Origin of the sequence: Alistipes sp. An116 (genome assembly GCF_002161005.1) — a bacterium.
Taxonomy (GTDB): domain Bacteria; phylum Bacteroidota; class Bacteroidia; order Bacteroidales; family Rikenellaceae; genus Alistipes; species Alistipes megaguti.
On record NZ_NFLR01000013.1, the window covers coordinates 1 to 15,476 of the forward strand.

The 15,476-nt window shown below is 55.1% G+C and carries 23 protein-coding genes; 20 read left to right on the forward strand and 3 right to left on the reverse strand.

Annotated elements, in window-relative coordinates; genetic code table 11:
- Positions 1–290: 290 nt before the first annotated feature.
- Positions 291–854: a Crp/Fnr family transcriptional regulator gene (locus B5E60_RS09355; RefSeq protein ID WP_087311244.1), complete on the reverse strand. Its 564-nt coding sequence runs from the start codon at positions 852–854 to the stop codon at positions 291–293.
- A gap of 158 nt (positions 855–1,012) precedes the next feature.
- Here B5E60_RS09355 and B5E60_RS09360 point away from each other — a divergent pair, with 158 nt between their 5' ends.
- Positions 1,013–1,339 carry a DMT family transporter gene (locus B5E60_RS09360; RefSeq protein WP_087311245.1) on the forward strand — a complete coding sequence of 109 codons (327 nt, stop codon included), beginning with the start codon at positions 1,013–1,015 and terminating at the stop codon, positions 1,337–1,339.
- 13 nt (positions 1,340–1,352) lie between these two features.
- Positions 1,353–2,534 (forward strand): MFS transporter, encoded by a 1,182-nt coding sequence (locus B5E60_RS09365; protein ID WP_087311246.1) that lies wholly within the window; start codon positions 1,353–1,355, stop codon positions 2,532–2,534.
- A 410-nt stretch (positions 2,535–2,944) separates the two neighbouring features.
- Here the strand turns inward: B5E60_RS09365 and B5E60_RS09370 are convergent, their stop codons facing one another.
- Together B5E60_RS09370 and B5E60_RS09375 are read right to left on the reverse strand one after the other, a co-directional pair.
- Positions 2,945–4,072, reverse strand: a complete 1,128-nt coding sequence (locus B5E60_RS09370; RefSeq protein WP_087311247.1) for a hypothetical protein — start codon at positions 4,070–4,072, stop codon at positions 2,945–2,947.
- A gap of 219 nt (positions 4,073–4,291) precedes the next feature.
- Positions 4,292–4,999 (reverse strand): leucine-rich repeat domain-containing protein, encoded by a 708-nt coding sequence (locus tag B5E60_RS09375; RefSeq protein WP_143260726.1) that lies wholly within the window; start codon positions 4,997–4,999, stop codon positions 4,292–4,294.
- A gap of 387 nt (positions 5,000–5,386) precedes the next feature.
- Here B5E60_RS09375 and rpsL point away from each other — a divergent pair, with 387 nt between their 5' ends.
- The 18 genes from rpsL to rpsN all read left to right on the forward strand — a co-directional run bounded on the left by rpsL (position 5,387) and on the right by rpsN (position 15,322).
- Positions 5,387–5,767, forward strand: coding sequence for a 30S ribosomal protein S12 (gene rpsL, locus B5E60_RS09380; protein WP_087311249.1), 381 nt, complete (start codon positions 5,387–5,389; stop codon positions 5,765–5,767).
- A gap of 50 nt (positions 5,768–5,817) precedes the next feature.
- A complete protein-coding gene (rpsG, locus tag B5E60_RS09385) occupies positions 5,818–6,294 on the forward strand; it encodes a 30S ribosomal protein S7 (protein WP_087311250.1) in 477 nt (158 codons plus the stop codon).
- Positions 6,295–6,309: 15 nt separating this feature from the next.
- Positions 6,310–8,424, forward strand: coding sequence for an elongation factor G (gene fusA / locus B5E60_RS09390; protein ID WP_087311251.1), 2,115 nt, complete (start codon positions 6,310–6,312; stop codon positions 8,422–8,424).
- Between the two features lie 9 nt (positions 8,425–8,433).
- Positions 8,434–8,739, forward strand: a complete 306-nt coding sequence (rpsJ, locus tag B5E60_RS09395) for a 30S ribosomal protein S10 (RefSeq protein WP_004329464.1) — start codon at positions 8,434–8,436, stop codon at positions 8,737–8,739.
- Between the two features lie 225 nt (positions 8,740–8,964).
- Positions 8,965–9,579, forward strand: coding sequence for a 50S ribosomal protein L3 (gene rplC / locus B5E60_RS09400; protein WP_087311252.1), 615 nt, complete (start codon positions 8,965–8,967; stop codon positions 9,577–9,579).
- Between the two features lies 1 nt (position 9,580).
- Positions 9,581–10,207: a 50S ribosomal protein L4 gene (gene rplD / locus B5E60_RS09405; protein WP_087311253.1), complete on the forward strand. Its 627-nt coding sequence runs from the start codon at positions 9,581–9,583 to the stop codon at positions 10,205–10,207.
- Between the two features lie 16 nt (positions 10,208–10,223).
- Positions 10,224–10,514, forward strand: coding sequence for a 50S ribosomal protein L23 (gene rplW, locus B5E60_RS09410; protein ID WP_087263386.1), 291 nt, complete (start codon positions 10,224–10,226; stop codon positions 10,512–10,514).
- Positions 10,515–10,519: 5 nt separating this feature from the next.
- The gene (gene rplB, locus B5E60_RS09415) at positions 10,520–11,344 is read left to right on the forward strand and encodes a 50S ribosomal protein L2 (RefSeq protein WP_087311254.1); all 825 of its coding nucleotides are present in this window, start codon (positions 10,520–10,522) and stop codon (positions 11,342–11,344) included.
- A gap of 17 nt (positions 11,345–11,361) precedes the next feature.
- The gene (gene rpsS / locus B5E60_RS09420; protein ID WP_009597568.1) at positions 11,362–11,631 is read left to right on the forward strand and encodes a 30S ribosomal protein S19; all 270 of its coding nucleotides are present in this window, start codon (positions 11,362–11,364) and stop codon (positions 11,629–11,631) included.
- Positions 11,632–11,638: 7 nt separating this feature from the next.
- Positions 11,639–12,061 carry a 50S ribosomal protein L22 gene (gene rplV, locus B5E60_RS09425; RefSeq protein ID WP_087311255.1) on the forward strand — a complete coding sequence of 141 codons (423 nt, stop codon included), beginning with the start codon at positions 11,639–11,641 and terminating at the stop codon, positions 12,059–12,061.
- Positions 12,062–12,067: 6 nt separating this feature from the next.
- Positions 12,068–12,832 (forward strand): 30S ribosomal protein S3, encoded by a 765-nt coding sequence (gene rpsC / locus B5E60_RS09430; RefSeq protein WP_087311256.1) that lies wholly within the window; start codon positions 12,068–12,070, stop codon positions 12,830–12,832.
- A 30-nt stretch (positions 12,833–12,862) separates the two neighbouring features.
- Positions 12,863–13,291 (forward strand): 50S ribosomal protein L16, encoded by a 429-nt coding sequence (rplP, locus tag B5E60_RS09435; RefSeq protein WP_087311257.1) that lies wholly within the window; start codon positions 12,863–12,865, stop codon positions 13,289–13,291.
- Positions 13,292–13,303: 12 nt separating this feature from the next.
- Entirely contained in the window at positions 13,304–13,495 is a 192-nt protein-coding gene (gene rpmC / locus B5E60_RS09440) for a 50S ribosomal protein L29 (RefSeq protein WP_087311258.1), read from the forward strand.
- A gap of 9 nt (positions 13,496–13,504) precedes the next feature.
- Positions 13,505–13,759: a 30S ribosomal protein S17 gene (rpsQ, locus tag B5E60_RS09445; RefSeq protein ID WP_087311259.1), complete on the forward strand. Its 255-nt coding sequence runs from the start codon at positions 13,505–13,507 to the stop codon at positions 13,757–13,759.
- A 2-nt stretch (positions 13,760–13,761) separates the two neighbouring features.
- On the forward strand, positions 13,762–14,127 hold the full coding sequence (gene rplN / locus B5E60_RS09450) for a 50S ribosomal protein L14 (protein ID WP_087311260.1): 366 nt from the start codon (positions 13,762–13,764) through the stop codon (positions 14,125–14,127).
- 20 nt (positions 14,128–14,147) lie between these two features.
- The gene (gene rplX / locus B5E60_RS09455) at positions 14,148–14,465 is read left to right on the forward strand and encodes a 50S ribosomal protein L24 (RefSeq protein WP_087263393.1); all 318 of its coding nucleotides are present in this window, start codon (positions 14,148–14,150) and stop codon (positions 14,463–14,465) included.
- Positions 14,465–15,022 (forward strand): 50S ribosomal protein L5, encoded by a 558-nt coding sequence (gene rplE / locus B5E60_RS09460; protein WP_087311261.1) that lies wholly within the window; start codon positions 14,465–14,467, stop codon positions 15,020–15,022. The genes rplX and rplE overlap by 1 nt, the downstream gene beginning before the upstream one ends.
- Positions 15,023–15,025: 3 nt before the next feature.
- Positions 15,026–15,322, forward strand: a complete 297-nt coding sequence (rpsN, locus tag B5E60_RS09465) for a 30S ribosomal protein S14 (RefSeq protein ID WP_162608259.1) — start codon at positions 15,026–15,028, stop codon at positions 15,320–15,322.
- Positions 15,323–15,476 lie beyond the last annotated feature (154 nt).

The window sequence follows — 15,476 nt, forward strand, 5'->3', positions numbered from 1 at the left end:
CCCGAAAGACAGGTCTAAACTTGCACTTGCCATCAACGGGCAACCGATTGGGGAATGGTTCAAGAAGCAGTTTGGCAGGCTGTTTTCGTCCATCAGGAGGACTGTCGAGCCGCTTAGGAGAGGCAAGGGCATGGGATTATAAACAATGCCAACGGGAGGATAGCAAGTTGTCCTTTGGGTAACCCAAAGGCAGATGAGTTACTCCAAAGCCTGAACTCTGTTTTCAATGGTAGCAAGTTTGTGTTTTGGGCAGACTAAAACCGTTTGCTGTCCCCCAGTTTGTTGAAACGTCACTTTATTTGTGCTCTAATCCTGCTCAAGCTCGCTTGTGTGACACCTAAATAGGTTGCGATACTTCCCAATGGTAACCGTTGCAACAAGTCAGGTTCTTTCTCTAACAACTCCTTATACCGTTCCGAAGCGATGGCGGACAACATGGAAATCAGCCGTTCCTCGGTGGCAAGCAATTCCATCTCCGCATAACGCCGCCCCCAATTGGCGATGTGCAAGTCTTCTGAAAACAATTTTTTCAGTTTTTTTCTTTCCAATACATACAGGACTGAATCCTCCATCAGCTCCATCGTTTCATATCCCGGCTCGTCATTTACATAGCCTTTCATGGAAACGAGAGTCGCCCCTTCTTTGCCGACCCAAAAAGTAATTTCTTTCCCCTCTACCGAAGTGTAGGCGCGAACAATGCCTTGTTTGATGAAAAAAATGTCTTTCTCCACTTTTCCGCTTTCCAACACTCGGAATCCTTTGGGGTACGAAACTTCCGTCAGGCATTGCCGCAACCTGTCCAAAGACGCGTCCGGCATGGCATATCTCAGGTTGATGATTTGCTCAATATCCATAATTTATTGTTATCAGTGTGCAAAATTATGAAATAGTACACAGAAACGGGAATGAACGGCTGTTTTTTGTCAAATGCAAAATACGTTTTTGCCAAATGCAAAAAGTTATAAGGAATTACTTGTTTACCTTTGCGCCCGAATTTTAATAAATCATAGATATGAATTGGATAATTTTATTATTGGCAGGATTGTTTGAGATAAGTCTTACATTCTGTTTGGGAAAGACAAAAGCGGCGTCAGGAGTCGAGTTTTATCTGTGGGGGAGCGGTTTCCTTGTCTCCACCGTACTGAGCATGTCCTTGCTTGCCAAGGCGGTACAGACTTTGCCACTTGGGACAGCATACGCCATTTGGACAGGCATCGGAGCAGTAGGTACAGTCTTGATAGGGATATTCGTTTTCAAGGAGCCTGCCACTCCCATCCGGCTTTTCTTTCTGTTCACGCTTATAGCGTCTTTGATAGGATTGAAAGTTGTTTCATACTGAAAGGAGGCGACCGATGAAGTATGAATTGAGGGAGAACCAAGGCATTCCGGCACCTCTGCTGGCTTTGATGGCAGCCGCTACCGGACTTTCCGTTGCCAACTGCTACTACAACCAGCCTTTGTTGGGCAGCATGGCAAAAGACTTTACAGTAAACGACTTTTCTGCCAGTATGGTAGCGACATTGACCCAGATAGGCTATGTGGCTGGACTTGTGTTTGTAATTCCGCTTGGCGACTTGGTTTCACGAAAGAAGCTGATATTGACCAATTATTTCGTTTCCATGTGTGCATTGCTTGCCATCGCCCTTGCCCCGAACATCTATTGGGTGTGGGGCGCATCCTTGCTTGCCGGTGCATCTTCGGTTATGCCGCAGTTTTTCATCCCGTTGGTGTCTTACCATTCGGCACCTGCACACAAGGTGCGCAATGTGGGCATTATACAATCCTGTTTGCTCATAGGCATTCTCGGCTCACGGGTGTTCAGTGGCTTTCTCGCTGATGTATGGGGATGGCGTTCCGTCTATTTGGTAGCTTGCGTGTTTATGCTCGGATGCTTTCTTATGATTTACGAGATGCTTCCCGTTCTGTCTGCCCGTTCACAAGGAAATTATATGGAGCTGATGAGATCCCTGTTGCGCCTGTTCTACAAATACCCGTATTTGCGTATCGCTTCGTTAAGGGCGGCATTGGCTTATGGTTCGTTCTTCGCTTTGTGGAGTTGCCTTGCTTTCCGGATGAAACAAGAGCCTTTCTTTGCGAGTGACGATATTATCGGGGCACTCGGTTTGTGTGGATTGGCAGGTGCATCTACGGTTGTATTCATTAGCGGTTATATCCAAAAGTACGGTGCAAGGTTCTTCTCTATTGTCGGAGGATGCGTTATCTTGGCTGCATGGCTGCTGGCATTTTCTTTGAATGACAGCTACTTGTGGATGGTAGTCGCCATTCTTTTGATTGATGCGGGAATGCAATGCATTCATTTGTCTAATCAGACAAGCGTGGTTGCCCTCGATGCATCTGCCATCAATCGTGTCAATACCGTTTATATGACCATTTATTTCTTGGGCGGTTCTGCCGGTACATTCGTTTCTGGTCTGTCTTGGCAACATTATGGATGGACAGGTGTGGTAGTGGTAGGAGTTGCCTTTACCGTGGCTTCCCTGCTCGTAAATTGCCTCAAGCCAAAAACGGCATAAGAGAGTGGATGCCCATTCAGGCTGAAATAATATTGGGAATACTTCTTCCAGACTGAATATTTTTTATACCTTTGCATCCGTAAGAGTTACCAAAACAAGCAAAGCGATGCAGACCACGGCAATCAGGACGGTTGCCTACTCATTACCCGAAAACGAGGTAATTCTTCTAACTCACTTGATTTCAATGATATATATTTCTTATACAGATTTACGGAAAGTTTTTCAGATTGAACCCTTTTTGGGGATTCTTTGCATGGACGGGGTTGTGTGCGGCGGTTTGTTCTGCCGTGCGGGGCCGGCTCCCGGTCCGGATCTGCCGGATCCGTCGGATCGGCGGGCAGCGCGGTGCGGCTGTAACGGTTTTGTTGCAGTCGGGCTGCCCGGACCGGTGGGGCGATACTGCCGCCCGCTCAGTTGTTGCCGGAAGTGTCGCCCGAGTCCTCCGCGCCGGTCGTTTCGTCGCTTTCGTAGTGCGGCACGACGTACATCGCGTAGGCCTCGCCGCGTCCCAATGTATAGAGAAGATCGCTGCCCTTCCAGACGACGGCGTGGCGGCTGCTGCCGAAGAGCGTCCCGGCCGTGAAGAGATCGTCGCCCCAGGCCGCCACGGCGTAGGGCATGCTGCCCGAGGAGGTGCCGTCCGAAAGGGTGTAGAGCTGTGTGCCGTTCTTCCAGACGACGCCCTGCTCCTCGAAGTCCGGTTTCGTGTAGTAGCCGACCGTGTAGAGCTCCCCGTCGGTCATCCACAGCGACATTGCCTCGGCCGACGACGAACCGTCGGTCAGCGTGTAGAGCAGTTTGCCGTTCTTCCAGACGACAGCCTCCTCGCCCTTCGATCCGGCGGCATAGAGCGTCCCGCCCGCCAGGAAGAGCCCCCGGACATCGCCCGGTGTGGTGCCGTCGGTCAGCGTTTCGTAGGCGTCGCCGTTCAGCCAGATCTGCCCGACCTGCTGCGTGCCGCCCGTCAGCAGATTTCCGGCCGCATAGAGGTCTGATCCCGCGAGCAGCAGCGTCCGGGCCTGCGACGAGGCCGGAGTGACCGAATAGGTGTACAGCACCGAGCCGTTTTTCCAGACGGTGGCTGTCAGCGAGCCGTCGACGGTCGTGCTGCCGGCCGCATAGACGTCGCCGTCCGATACGGCCACGGCCATGGCGTAGGAGTTGCTGCCGGAGGCGCCGAGCGTGTATTTCAGCGTCCCGTTCTCCCACAGGCAGGCGACGACGTGTCCGTCGGTCTGCTCCTCGTAGCCGGCCGTGTAGAGGGTTCCGTTGTCGACACAGAGGGCATGGGCCCAGGCATTCGACGTGCCGTCGGTCAGCGCGTAGAGCTCCTGGCCGTTTTTCCAGACGGTGGCTGCAGCCTTCGAGTCGACCCGTTTGTAGCCGGCCGTGTAGATGTCGTAGGAGGTCGGTTGCGGAGCCGGAGGGGTCGGAGTCGGGTTCGGAGTGCCGGCGTTCGAATCGTCCGAACTGCAAGCCGTGCCGCAAAGCAGAAGCGCCAGCAGCGGGGTGAAGAGTGTGAGCATGGTCTGTTTCATTGTTTTGTCGCAATTGGTTTCCGGTCGTGGTTCCGGTGAGGGGCGTTCGGCCCCGCACTCCCGGGCAAGGGAGCAAAGTCCGTGCCGACCCTCTTTTCCGGCTGCGGATGTCGGGCGAAGAGCGGGCGGCAATCGTAAACGTAAAAAAACGCAGCCGGATGGCTGCGTCGCGGATCGGTCTGTCGGATCGGTCGTAGGTGTATCGGATCGGGATTCGGACTATTCGTAAATGATCTGGGTCGTTTCGGGGACCGACATCAAGATGTTGGCGTCCTTGTGGGCCTGCAACATGCGCAACTCTTTCAGCGAGGTCATCTGGATGGCGAAGAGTTGTGTAAGTTTCGGGTTCTTCGTTACGTCGAGCGTCTCGATCTGGTTGGTGAAGTTCGGCATCATGTTGATGTAGAGGAGTTCGAGTTCCGGGTTGTGGCCTACGTCGAGGGCTGTGAGCCGGTTGCCCTGCACGAAGAGAGACCGCAGTTTCGGATTGTGGGACAGGTCGATCGACGTCAGGGCGTTGTTGTTGCAGTTGAGGGTCTCCAACTCGGGGAGACAGCTCACGTCGAGCGCTGTCAGTTTTCCGTACATCAGGGCCAGGTCTTTCAGCCGGGTGTTGCGGCTCAGGTCGACCGACGTGAATTCGCACATGGTGCAGGAGAGCTTCTCCAGCCCGGTGAAATACTCGATTCCGGCCAGCGAGTTGATGCCCGAGAGTGTTTTGTCCGTGTTGGCGTCGAGGGTCAACTCTTTCACCGAGGCGGCTTCGTCGGTCGTGAACACTCCGTCGCCGTTGGTGTCGTACTGGCTCGCACAATAGTTTTCGAAAACCGTGTTTTCGAACGTTACGGGTTGAGGGTCAGCGTCCCCCCCCCTGTCGCACCCTGTGGCCAGCACGGCCAGGGATAGCAGTAAGATTGTGTTTTTCATGAAGTTGAGCTATTAGGGTTTTCTTTGCGGATGTGTCGGAGTGTTTGTTGTTGACAAATATAGGTTTTTCGGCTGGATTCTGCAAGATTTCCGGCGGTTTGGGTGCGGATGGCGTGTGATTTCCCCGGTTTGCCGGGCTCTGTTCACGGGATTTCGCGCGCAGCGTATAAGCGGATGATGAACAGGGGATTATGGGAATGTGTATAAGTAATTTCATATAGTTTTATAAAAACGATCAGTAAAAAGAATTGCAAAAGGCGCAAATTCCTGAAAAAAGGCCAAAAAAGATGGGCTTATATATTGTATTTCCAAAAAAATGCGTACCTTTGCAGTCCATTTTGGACAATGGAGATAGAATTTTTTAACCATTAAAGGACAGTTTTTACAATGCCAACTATTCAACAGTTAGTGAGAAACGGTCGTCTGTCGCTCGAGGACAAATCGAAGTCCCCGGCCCTGGCCGCTTGTCCCCAGCGCCGTGGCGTCTGCACGCGTGTGTACACCACGACCCCCAAGAAGCCTAACTCGGCTATGCGTAAGGTGGCTCGTGTGCGTCTGACCAACGGCAAGGAGGTCAACGCCTACATCCCCGGCGAAGGCCACAACCTGCAGGAGCACTCGATCGTGCTGGTTCGCGGCGGACGTGTGAAGGACCTCCCGGGTGTACGTTACCACCTGGTTCGCGGAGCTCTCGACTCGGCCGGTGTGGACGGACGTCGCCAGCGTCGCTCGAAGTACGGTGCAAAACGCCCCAAGGCAGGCAAGTAATCCTCCGAAACTCTCACTTGAGAAAAAATCTTTAGACAACATTTATAGCAATGAGAAAAGCTAAGCCAAGAAAGCGAATTCTACTTCCGGATCCGAAGTTCGGAGACGTGGCCGTGACCCGTTTCGTGAACAACCTCATGCTGGATGGTAAGAAGAGTATTGCCTACACGATTTTCTACGACTCGCTCGAAATCGTCGGCAAGAAGATGAAGGATGCTGATAAATCTCCGCTGGAAATCTGGAAACAGGCCCTGGAGAACATCACGCCCCAAGTCGAAGTGAAATCGAAGCGTATCGGTGGCGCAACGTTCCAGGTTCCTATGGAGGTTCGTCCGGAGCGCAAGATTTCTATTTCCATGAAAAACCTTGTCCTCTATTCCCGCAAGCGCGCCGGCAAGACGATGGCTGATAAGCTCGCAGCAGAGATCATGGACGCCTACAACCAGCAGGGTGCCGCCTTCAAACGCAAGGAGGAGATGCACCGCATGGCCGAGGCCAACAAGGCATTCGCTCACTTCAGATTCTAAACAAGGTAATCAGAAATGGCAACCAGAGACTTACATTATACGCGTAATATCGGTATCATGGCCCACATCGATGCCGGTAAGACCACGACGTCCGAGCGAATCCTTTTCTACACGGGTAAGACCCACAAGATCGGCGAGGTTCACGAGGGTGGCGCCACCATGGACTGGATGGTCCAGGAGCAGGAGCGCGGTATCACCATCACCTCGGCCGCCACGACGGCCTTCTGGCACTACAAGGACCACCAGTATCAGATCAACCTGATCGATACCCCGGGACACGTCGACTTCACCGTCGAGGTGGAGCGTTCGCTCCGCGTGCTGGATGGCGCTATCGCCACGTTCTGCGCCGTGGGTGGCGTGGAGCCCCAGTCCGAGACCGTATGGCACCAGGCCGACAAGTATCACGTTCCCCGTATCGGCTACGTCAACAAGATGGACCGTACGGGTGCCGACTTCTTCTCGGTATGCGCCCAGATCAAGCAGCACTTCGGTGCTACGGCTCTCCCGGTTGTCCTCCCCATCGGTGCCGAGGACAAGTTCGAGGGTCTGGTAGACCTTATTTATAATAACGCGATCTACTACTTCGACGACAAGACCGTGCGCGACAACTTCGAGATCCGCGAGATCCCCGAGTCGATGAAGGCCGAGGCCGCCGAGTGGCGCGCCAAACTCATCGAGGAGGTCGCCTCGACGGACGACGCCCTGATGGAGAAGTTCTTCGAGGATCCCGATTCGATCACCCCCGATGAACTGCTGGCCGCCATCCGTAAGGCTACGATCTCCATGCAGCTCGTGCCGATGCTCTGCGGCTCGTCGTTCCACAACAAGGGCGTGCAGAAGCTGCTCGACTACGTGATGGCCTTCCTGCCCTCGCCGCTGGACGTGCCCCCCGTACACGGAATCAACCCCAAGACCGACGAGGAGGAGGTCCGCCACGCTTCGGAGGACGAGCCGTTCTGCGGTCTGGCCTTCAAGATCGCTACCGACCCGTTCGTAGGTCGTCTGGCCTTCGTACGCGTATACTCGGGTAAACTCGATGCCGGTTCCTACGTGCTCAACTCCCGCAGCGGCAAGCGCGAGCGTATCAGCCGTATCTACCAGATGCACGCCAACAAGCAGAACCCCATGGAGAGCGTCAGCGCCGGTGACATCTGCGCCGCCGTCGGCTTCAAGGAGATCCGCACGGGCGATACGCTCTGCGCCGAGAACGCCCCGATCGTTCTGGAGCAGATGACCTTCCCCGAGCCGGTGATCGGTCTGGCCGTAGAGCCCAAGACCCAGAAGGATCTCGACAAACTGGGCATCGCCCTGGCCAAGCTGGCCGAGGAGGATCCTACCTTCACGGTACACACCGACGAAGATTCGGGGCAGACCGTGATCAGCGGTATGGGTGAGCTTCACCTGGACATCATCGTCGACCGTCTGCGCCGCGAGTTCGGTGTGGAGATCAACCAGGGTGCTCCGCAGGTGAACTACAAGGAGGCTCTTACCAAGACGATCCAGCACCGCGAAGTCTTCAAGAAGCAGACCGGTGGTCGTGGTAAGTTCGCCGACATCATCTTCGAGATCGGTCCCGCCAGCGAAGGCAAGATGGGTCTGGAGTTCGTCGATCAGGTCAAGGGCGGAAACATCCCCAAGGAGTTCATTCCTTCGGTTCAGAAGGGCTTCGAGGCTGCAATGGCCAACGGCGCTCTGGCCGGCTATCCGATGGACTCGATGAAGGTGACGCTGCTTGACGGTTCGTTCCACCCCGTCGACTCCGATCAGCTGTCGTTCGAAATTGCTGCCCGCAACGGTTACCGCAACGCCGCTCCGAAGGCCGGTTCCGTCATCCTCGAGCCCGTGATGACGGTCGAGGTTGTAACCCCCGAGGAGAACATGGGTGATATCATCGGCGACCTGAACAAGCGCCGCGGTCAGATCACCGGCATGGAGACCAAGGGCCCGGCCCGCGTCGTAAAGGCCAAGGTGCCTCTGGCCGAGATGTTCGGTTACGTAACGGTACTGCGTACGATCTCGTCGGGTCGCGCAACCTCGTCGATGGAGTTCTCGCACTTCGAGGAGGTACCTGCCAACCTCGCCAAGGAGATCATCGAGAAAGCAAGCGGTAAACGTAAGGATATAGAATAAGCAAACGATATGAACCAGAAGATTAGAATCAAGTTAAAGTCGTTCGATCACAATCTGGTCGACAAGTCGGCCGAAAAGATCGTTAAGACCGTGAAGAGCACGGGCGCCGTTGTCAGCGGCCCGGTGCCCCTTCCCACGCACAAGCAGATTTTTACGGTCAACCGCTCGACGTTCGTCAACAAGAAGGCCCGCGAGCAGTTCCAGCTCTGCACCTTCAAGCGGATTCTCGACATCTACTCGTCGACCCCCAAGACGATCGACGCGCTGATGAAACTCGAGCTTCCTTCGGGTGTCGAGGTCGAGATCAAGGTCTGATCCGGCGGGGAGGTGAGGTGAGCTCTCCGGCATGGTGACAACGGGGCTGGGCCCGGTTGAAGCGGCCGGATGATGGGAGCGCCTCTTCCATAGAGAGCCATTTCGGACGCCTCCGGCCGGTCGGACGGATCGGTCGGAGGCCCACCCGAAAAAACGGTCCCGCAAGAGACCGATGGCCTGAAGAAAACTTCACTTTACACATTTATAACAAACAATTGACAACAAATGTCAGGACTTATTGGAAAGAAAATCGGAATGACTTCCGTTTACAGTGCCGAGGGTAAGAACATACCATGCACTGTCATTGAGGCTGGTCCGTGCGTTGTTACGCAAATCAAAACCGTCGAGAAGGACTCCTACGAGGCGGTTCAGATTGCCTATGACGAGAAAAGTGAAAAGCACACCACCAGCAGTCTGTTAGGCCACTTCAAGAAGGCCGGCACGACCCCCAAGCGCAAGCTCGCAGAGTTCAAGGGGATGCCCGAAGTGGCACTCGGCGACACGCTGACCGTAGACCTCTTCTCGGAGGAAGACTGGGTCGACGTGACCGGGATCTCGAAAGGTAAAGGCTTCCAGGGCGTTGTGAAACGCCACGGCTTCGGCGGCGTCGGCGGCCAGACTCACGGCCAGCACAACCGTCAGCGCAAACCCGGTTCGCTGGGTGCATCGTCTTACCCTTCGCGCGTATTCAAGGGCAAGCGTCTCCCCGGACAGATGGGCGGCGAGCAGGTCAAGGTTCTGAACCTGAAAGTTTTGAAAGTTATTCCCGAGAGCAACCTGATCCTCGTGAAGGGTTCGATTCCGGGAGCCAAAGGTGCTTATTTAACGATTGAGAAGTAGTATGGAATTAGCTGTATTGAACACCCAGGGTCAAGAAACGGGTCGTAAGGTAGTCCTTTCGGATGCCGTTTTCGGCGTGGAGGCTAATGACCACGCAATCTACCTCGACGTAAAGCAGTATCTGGCCGATCAGCGTCAGGGTACGCACAAAGCCAAGCAGCGTAACGAAGTAGCCGGTTCGACGCGCAAGCTGAAGCGTCAGAAGGGTACCGGCGGTGCCCGTTGCGGCAGCATCCTTTCGCCGCTCTTCCCGGGAGGCGGCCGTGTATTCGGTCCGCAGCCCCGCGACTACCGCTTCAAGCTCAACAAGAAGCTCAAGCAGCTGGCCCGTCGCAGCGCCCTTACGTACAAGGCCCAGGCCGGCGTGATCTGCGTGGTCGAGAACATCCAGCTCGATGCCCCGAAGACCAAAACCGTCGTGGCACTTGCCGAGGCGCTGAAGGTCGACGACAAGAAGGTGCTGCTCGTCCTTCCGGAGTCGAACACCAATCTCCAGATCTCGTGCCGCAACCTCTCGTACGTCAAGCCCGTTCTGGCTCAGAACGTCTGCACGTACGACGTGATGAACGCTTCGGCAATCGTCATGGTCGAGGGCGCCGAGAATGTATTGAATACGATGTTAGCTTAAAAACGCAAGAGTTACAATGAACATTATTATTAAGCCCGTTTTGACCGAGAAAATGACGATTCAGGGCGAAAAGTTGAATCGCTACGGTTTTATCGTTGACGTGAGGGCTAACAAACTGCAAATCCGCAATGCCGTAGAGCAGATGTACAACGTCGTGGTGACGGATGTCAACACCGTGAACTACATGGGCAAGCTCAAGAGCCGCTACACCAAAGCCGGTCTGCTCGAAGGTCGTGCGAACAACTTCAAGAAGGCGATTGTCACCTTGAAGGATGGAGACAAGATCGATTTTTACAGTAATATCTAACGAAGATGGCAGTAAGAAAATTTAAACCTGTAACCGCAGGTACGAGACATAAGATTATCGGCACGTTCGACGAGATCACCAAGTCGACGCCGGAGAAGTCGCTCCTGAGCCCCAAGAAGAGCACGGGCGGCCGTAACAATGCCGGTAAGATGACCGTCCGCTACATCGGCGGCGGCCACAAGCAGATGTATCGTAACGTCGACTTCAAACGCGCGAAGGACGGCATCGCTGCAACTGTAAAATCGATCGAGTATGACCCGAACCGTACGGCACGTATCGCCCTGCTGGTATACGCCGACGGAGAGAAGCGTTATATCATCGCACCCAACGGACTCCAGGTGGGTCAGACCGTGATGAGCGGCGCCGGTGTCGCTCCGGAGGTCGGCAACACGCTCTTCCTGAGCGAGATTCCTCTGGGAACCGTTATCCACAACATCGAACTCTACCCCGGTCAGGGTGCCGCCATGGCACGTTCGGCCGGCTCGTACGCCCAGCTGCTGGCTCGTGAGGGCAAATTCGCCATCATCAAGCTGCCTTCGGGCGAGACTCGTATGGTACTCGTTACTTGCCGCGCTACGGTAGGCGTCGTGTCGAACCTCGACCACAGCCTCGAGCAGTCGGGCAAGGCCGGTCGCGAGCGCTGGCTCGGCCGCCGTCCGCGCAACCGTGGTGTCGTTATGAACCCTGTCGATCACCCGATGGGTGGTGGTGAAGGCCGTGCATCCGGTGGTCACCCCCGTTCGCGCAAGGGTCTGCTTGCCAAGGGTTACAAGACCCGTAACCCGAAGAAGACCACTTCGAAGTTCATTATTTCCAAGAAGAAAAAATAATTAAATAAGAGTACATAATGAGCCGTTCATTAAAAAAAGGACCGTTTATCGACCCGAAACTCGAGGCAAAGGTGGTCGCACAGGCCGAGGGTAACAAGAAGTCGGTCATCAAGACCTGGTCGCGTGCCAGCATGATCTCTCCCGACTTCGTCGGCCAGACGATCGCTGTCCACAACGGAAACAAATTCATTCCGGTCTACGTAACTGAGAACATGGTAGGGCACAAGCTCGGTGAGTTCGCTCCCACCCGCAACTTCCGTGGTCATGCCGGTAACAAGAAAAAATAGGTAGAAAATGGGTGCAAGAAAAGCAAATATGGCCGAAAAACTGAAGGCCGAAAAGAAGCAGAAGGCAATCGCCATCATGCGTGATTGCCCGACCTCGCCCCGCAAGATGCGCCTGGTGGCCGACATCATCCGCGGTGTGGAGATCAACAAGGCGCTGGGCATCCTGCGTTATTCGAAGAAAGAGGCATCGATCCGCATGGAGAAGCTCCTCAAGTCGGCTATCGCCAACTGGGAGGCCAAGAACGAGAACGAGCGTCTGGAAGATACGAAACTCTGCGTCAAGGAGGTATTCGTAGACGGCGGCCGCATGCTGAAGCGTATTCAGGCAGCCCCCCAGGGCCGTGCCCACCGGATCCGCAAGCGTTCGAACCACGTTACGATCGTTGTGGACAAAATGGTAACCGTTGAAAAAACCGTTGAAAACAAGTAAAAACAGATGGGACAGAAAGTTAATCCGATAGCAAATCGTCTTGGTATCATCCGCGGCTGGGATTCGAACTGGTTCGGCGGCAAGGACTTCTCCGACAAACTCGTAGAAGACGCCAAGATCCGCAAGTATCTGAACGTCCGTCTGGCCAAGGCGTCGATCTCGAAGATCATCATCGAGCGTACGCTCAAACTCGTGACGGTTACGATTTCGACGGCCCGCCCGGGTATCATCATCGGCAAGGGTGGCCAGGAGGTCGACAAACTCAAGGAGGAGCTCAAGAAGCTCACCGGCAAGGAGATTCAGATCAACATCTTCGAGGTGAAGCGTCCGGAGGTTGACGCCGTGATCGTGGGTCAGAACATCGCCCGCCAGCTGGAGGGCCGTGTATCGTTCCGCCGCGCCGTGAAGACCGCCGTCGCATCGACGATGCGCATGGGTGCCGAAGGTATCAAGGTTCAGGTTGCCGGCCGTGTGGGCGGCGCCGAGATGGCCCGTACCGAAACCGTCAAGGAGGGTCGTATTCCGCTGCATACGTTCCGCGCAGACATCGACTACTGCCTGACCGAAGCCCTCACGAAGGTGGGTATCCTCGGTGTGAAGGTATGGATCTGCCAGGGTATCGTTTATGGCAAGCGCGACCTGTTCGAGATCGCCGGCGCTTCGTCCCAGGCTCCGTCGGGCGAGCGTGGCGAGCGTCGTGACCGTCGCGGCGACCGCCGCGGTGACCGTCGCGGACGCCGCGGTGGCGACCGTCGCAACAACAATCAGTAGTAAGTAGGACCTTTTTAAAGCAGAACTAACATGTTACAGCCGAAAAAGACCAAATTTAGAAGAATGCAGAAAGGCCGTATGAAAGGTATCGCTCAAAGAGGTAACCAACTTGCATACGGATCGTTCGCAATCAAGGCTCTGGAGTCCTCGTGGATCACCGGTCGTCAGATCGAGGCCGCGCGTCAGGCCATCACCCGTTGCATGAAGCGTGAGGGCCAGCTCTGGATCCGCATCTTCCCCGATAAACCCATCACGAAGAAGCCAGCCGAGGTACGTATGGGTAAAGGTAAAGGTAATCCGGAAGGATTCGTAGCCCCCGTAACGCCGGGCCGCATCCTGTTCGAGGCCGAGGGAGTGCCCCTGGCCGTAGCGCAGGAGGCTCTCCGTCTGGGCGCCCAGAAGCTGCCGATCACCACCAAGTTCATCGTACGGCGTGACTACGTCGAAACCACAATTTAAGGGAGACACAACATGAAAAGTGCAGAAATCAAGGATATTTCGATCAAGGACCTGCAGGAGCGCATCGAGGCCGAGAAAGCTCAGCTTGCCAAGCTCAAGGTGCAGCATGCCGTGTCCCCCGTCGAGAATTCGTCGATCATCAAGAAAAACCGCAGAGATATAGCTCGCATGCTGACGATTCTGCGTCAAAAAAACGCCAAATAAGTAAGAACCATGGAAAGAAATCTTAGAAAAGAGCGTATCGGAGTGGTCGTCAGCAACAAAATGGCCAAAACCATCGTAGTGGCCGTTGCTCGTAAGGTCAAGCATCCTATCTACGGCAAGTTCGTGAACAAGACCACCAAGTTCGTCGCCGAGTCGCTCGATGAAACCTGCAAGGAGGGCGATACCGTACGGATCATGGAGACCCGTCCGCTCAGCAAAACGAAGCGTTGGAGATTAGTACAAATCATTGAAAGAGCTAAGTAGTTATGATACAACAGGAAAGTAGACTCGTAGTAGCCGACAACAGCGGTGCGAAGGAGGTTCTTTGCATCCGTGTGCTCGGCGGTACGAAGCGTCGCTATGCATCGATCGGCGACAAAATCGTGGTGGCCGTCAAGAGCGCTTCTCCTTCGGGTGACGTCAAGAAGGGCGCCGTATCCAAGGCCGTCGTCGTGCGTACGACCAAAGAGATCCGCCGTGCCAACGGTTCGTACATTCGTTTCGACGACAACGCCGTGGTGCTGCTCAACAACCAGGGTGAAATGCGCGGAACCCGTATCTTCGGCCCCGTAGCCCGCGAGCTGCGTGACCAGTACATGAAGATCATCTCCCTCGCCCCCGAAGTTTTGTAATCATAAAAACTGTTTCGAATATGAAATTGCATATTAAGAAAGGGGATCAGGTCCAGGTTATCGCCGGTGACTCGAAGGGCCAGCAGGGTAAAGTCCTGAAGGTCGAGGTCTCCAAGCAGCGCGCAATCGTCGAGGGTGTGAACCTCTGCAAGAAGGCCACCAAGCCCAATGCCAAGAACCCTCAGGGCGGTATCGTCGAGAAAGAGGCCCCGATTCACGTGTCGAACCTCATGCTGATCGACCCCAAGTCGGGCAAACCCACCAAGGTTGGTCGCAAACTCGACTCCAAAGGTAAATTAGTTCGTTTCGCTAAAAAGTCAGGGGAGGAGATCAAATAATGGCTTACGTACCTACACTCAAGACCCAGTATAAGGAGCAGATCGAACCTGCCCTTATGAAGGAGTTCGGCTACACGAGCGTCATGCAGTGCCCGAAACTCGTCAAGATCGTCATCAACCAAGGAATGGGCCAGGCCGTTGCCGACAAGAAGCTCATCGACGTGGCTCAGGCCGAGCTGACGCTGATCGCCGGACAGAAGGCCGTTCAGACCCACTCGCGCAAGGATATCTCCAACTTCAAGCTGCGTAAGGGTATGCCCATCGGCGTACGCGTGACGCTGCGCGACAACAAGATGTACGAGTTCCTCGAGCGTCTGATCGCCGTGGCACTGCCGCGTATCCGCGACTTCAAGGGTATCAACGAGAAGTTCGACGGCCAGGGCAACTACACCCTCGGCATCACCGAGCAGATCATCTTCCCGGAGATCGACATCGACAAGATCACGAAGATCTTCGGCATGGAGATCACCTTCGTCACCACGGCCAAGACCGACGAAGAGGCTTATGCCCTGCTCCGTGAGTTCGGTCTTCCTTTCAAAAACGCTAAAAAGAACTAAGCTATGGCAAAAGAATCGATGAAAGCCCGCGAGGTAAAGCGTGCAAAACTCGCCAAGCGCTACCAGCACAAACGCGAGGAGATCGCTGCCAAGGTAAAGAGCGGTGAGATGGACCACGAGGAGGCATGGCAGGCCCTTTCGAAGCTGCCGCGCAACTCCAACCCCATCCGCCAGCACAACCGCTGCAAGATCACGGGCCGTCCCAAAGGATACATCCGTCTGTTCGGCATCAGCCGTATCCAGTTCCGCGAGATGGCATCCAAGGGTCTGATCCCGGGCGTTACGAAGGCCAGCTGGTAGTCCCGAGGGGCGCCGGAGGGGGCGAGAGAAGGGGGCGAGAGAAGGAGCACGAAGAGGTGCCGGAGTGGTGTCGTAGAGAGGCTGCAGTGGTACCGGTGAGGTGCAGTTGTGGTGACCCTGCAATGGGCTGACGGCGTTGCCGCCCAAGTCCTCA

Bases quoted from the DNA above. Each gene is read 5' to 3' on its own strand.
- B5E60_RS09355 (WP_087311244.1), bottom strand. From the start codon at position 854: ATGGATATTGAGCAAATCATCAACCTGAGATATGCCATGCCGGACGCG.
- B5E60_RS09360 (WP_087311245.1), top strand. From the start codon at position 1,013: ATGAATTGGATAATTTTATTATTGGCAGGATTGTTTGAGATAAGTCTT.
- B5E60_RS09365 (WP_087311246.1), top strand. From the start codon at position 1,353: ATGAAGTATGAATTGAGGGAGAACCAAGGCATTCCGGCACCTCTGCTG.
- B5E60_RS09370 (WP_087311247.1), bottom strand. From the start codon at position 4,072: ATGAAACAGACCATGCTCACACTCTTCACCCCGCTGCTGGCGCTTCTG.
- B5E60_RS09375 (WP_143260726.1), bottom strand. From the start codon at position 4,999: ATGAAAAACACAATCTTACTGCTATCCCTGGCCGTGCTGGCCACAGGG.
- rpsL (WP_087311249.1), top strand. From the start codon at position 5,387: ATGCCAACTATTCAACAGTTAGTGAGAAACGGTCGTCTGTCGCTCGAG.
- rpsG (WP_087311250.1), top strand. From the start codon at position 5,818: ATGAGAAAAGCTAAGCCAAGAAAGCGAATTCTACTTCCGGATCCGAAG.
- fusA (WP_087311251.1), top strand. From the start codon at position 6,310: ATGGCAACCAGAGACTTACATTATACGCGTAATATCGGTATCATGGCC.
- rpsJ (WP_004329464.1), top strand. From the start codon at position 8,434: ATGAACCAGAAGATTAGAATCAAGTTAAAGTCGTTCGATCACAATCTG.
- rplC (WP_087311252.1), top strand. From the start codon at position 8,965: ATGTCAGGACTTATTGGAAAGAAAATCGGAATGACTTCCGTTTACAGT.
- rplD (WP_087311253.1), top strand. From the start codon at position 9,581: ATGGAATTAGCTGTATTGAACACCCAGGGTCAAGAAACGGGTCGTAAG.
- rplW (WP_087263386.1), top strand. From the start codon at position 10,224: ATGAACATTATTATTAAGCCCGTTTTGACCGAGAAAATGACGATTCAG.
- rplB (WP_087311254.1), top strand. From the start codon at position 10,520: ATGGCAGTAAGAAAATTTAAACCTGTAACCGCAGGTACGAGACATAAG.
- rpsS (WP_009597568.1), top strand. From the start codon at position 11,362: ATGAGCCGTTCATTAAAAAAAGGACCGTTTATCGACCCGAAACTCGAG.
- rplV (WP_087311255.1), top strand. From the start codon at position 11,639: ATGGGTGCAAGAAAAGCAAATATGGCCGAAAAACTGAAGGCCGAAAAG.
- rpsC (WP_087311256.1), top strand. From the start codon at position 12,068: ATGGGACAGAAAGTTAATCCGATAGCAAATCGTCTTGGTATCATCCGC.
- rplP (WP_087311257.1), top strand. From the start codon at position 12,863: ATGTTACAGCCGAAAAAGACCAAATTTAGAAGAATGCAGAAAGGCCGT.
- rpmC (WP_087311258.1), top strand. From the start codon at position 13,304: ATGAAAAGTGCAGAAATCAAGGATATTTCGATCAAGGACCTGCAGGAG.
- rpsQ (WP_087311259.1), top strand. From the start codon at position 13,505: ATGGAAAGAAATCTTAGAAAAGAGCGTATCGGAGTGGTCGTCAGCAAC.
- rplN (WP_087311260.1), top strand. From the start codon at position 13,762: ATGATACAACAGGAAAGTAGACTCGTAGTAGCCGACAACAGCGGTGCG.
- rplX (WP_087263393.1), top strand. From the start codon at position 14,148: ATGAAATTGCATATTAAGAAAGGGGATCAGGTCCAGGTTATCGCCGGT.
- rplE (WP_087311261.1), top strand. From the start codon at position 14,465: ATGGCTTACGTACCTACACTCAAGACCCAGTATAAGGAGCAGATCGAA.
- rpsN (WP_162608259.1), top strand. From the start codon at position 15,026: ATGGCAAAAGAATCGATGAAAGCCCGCGAGGTAAAGCGTGCAAAACTC.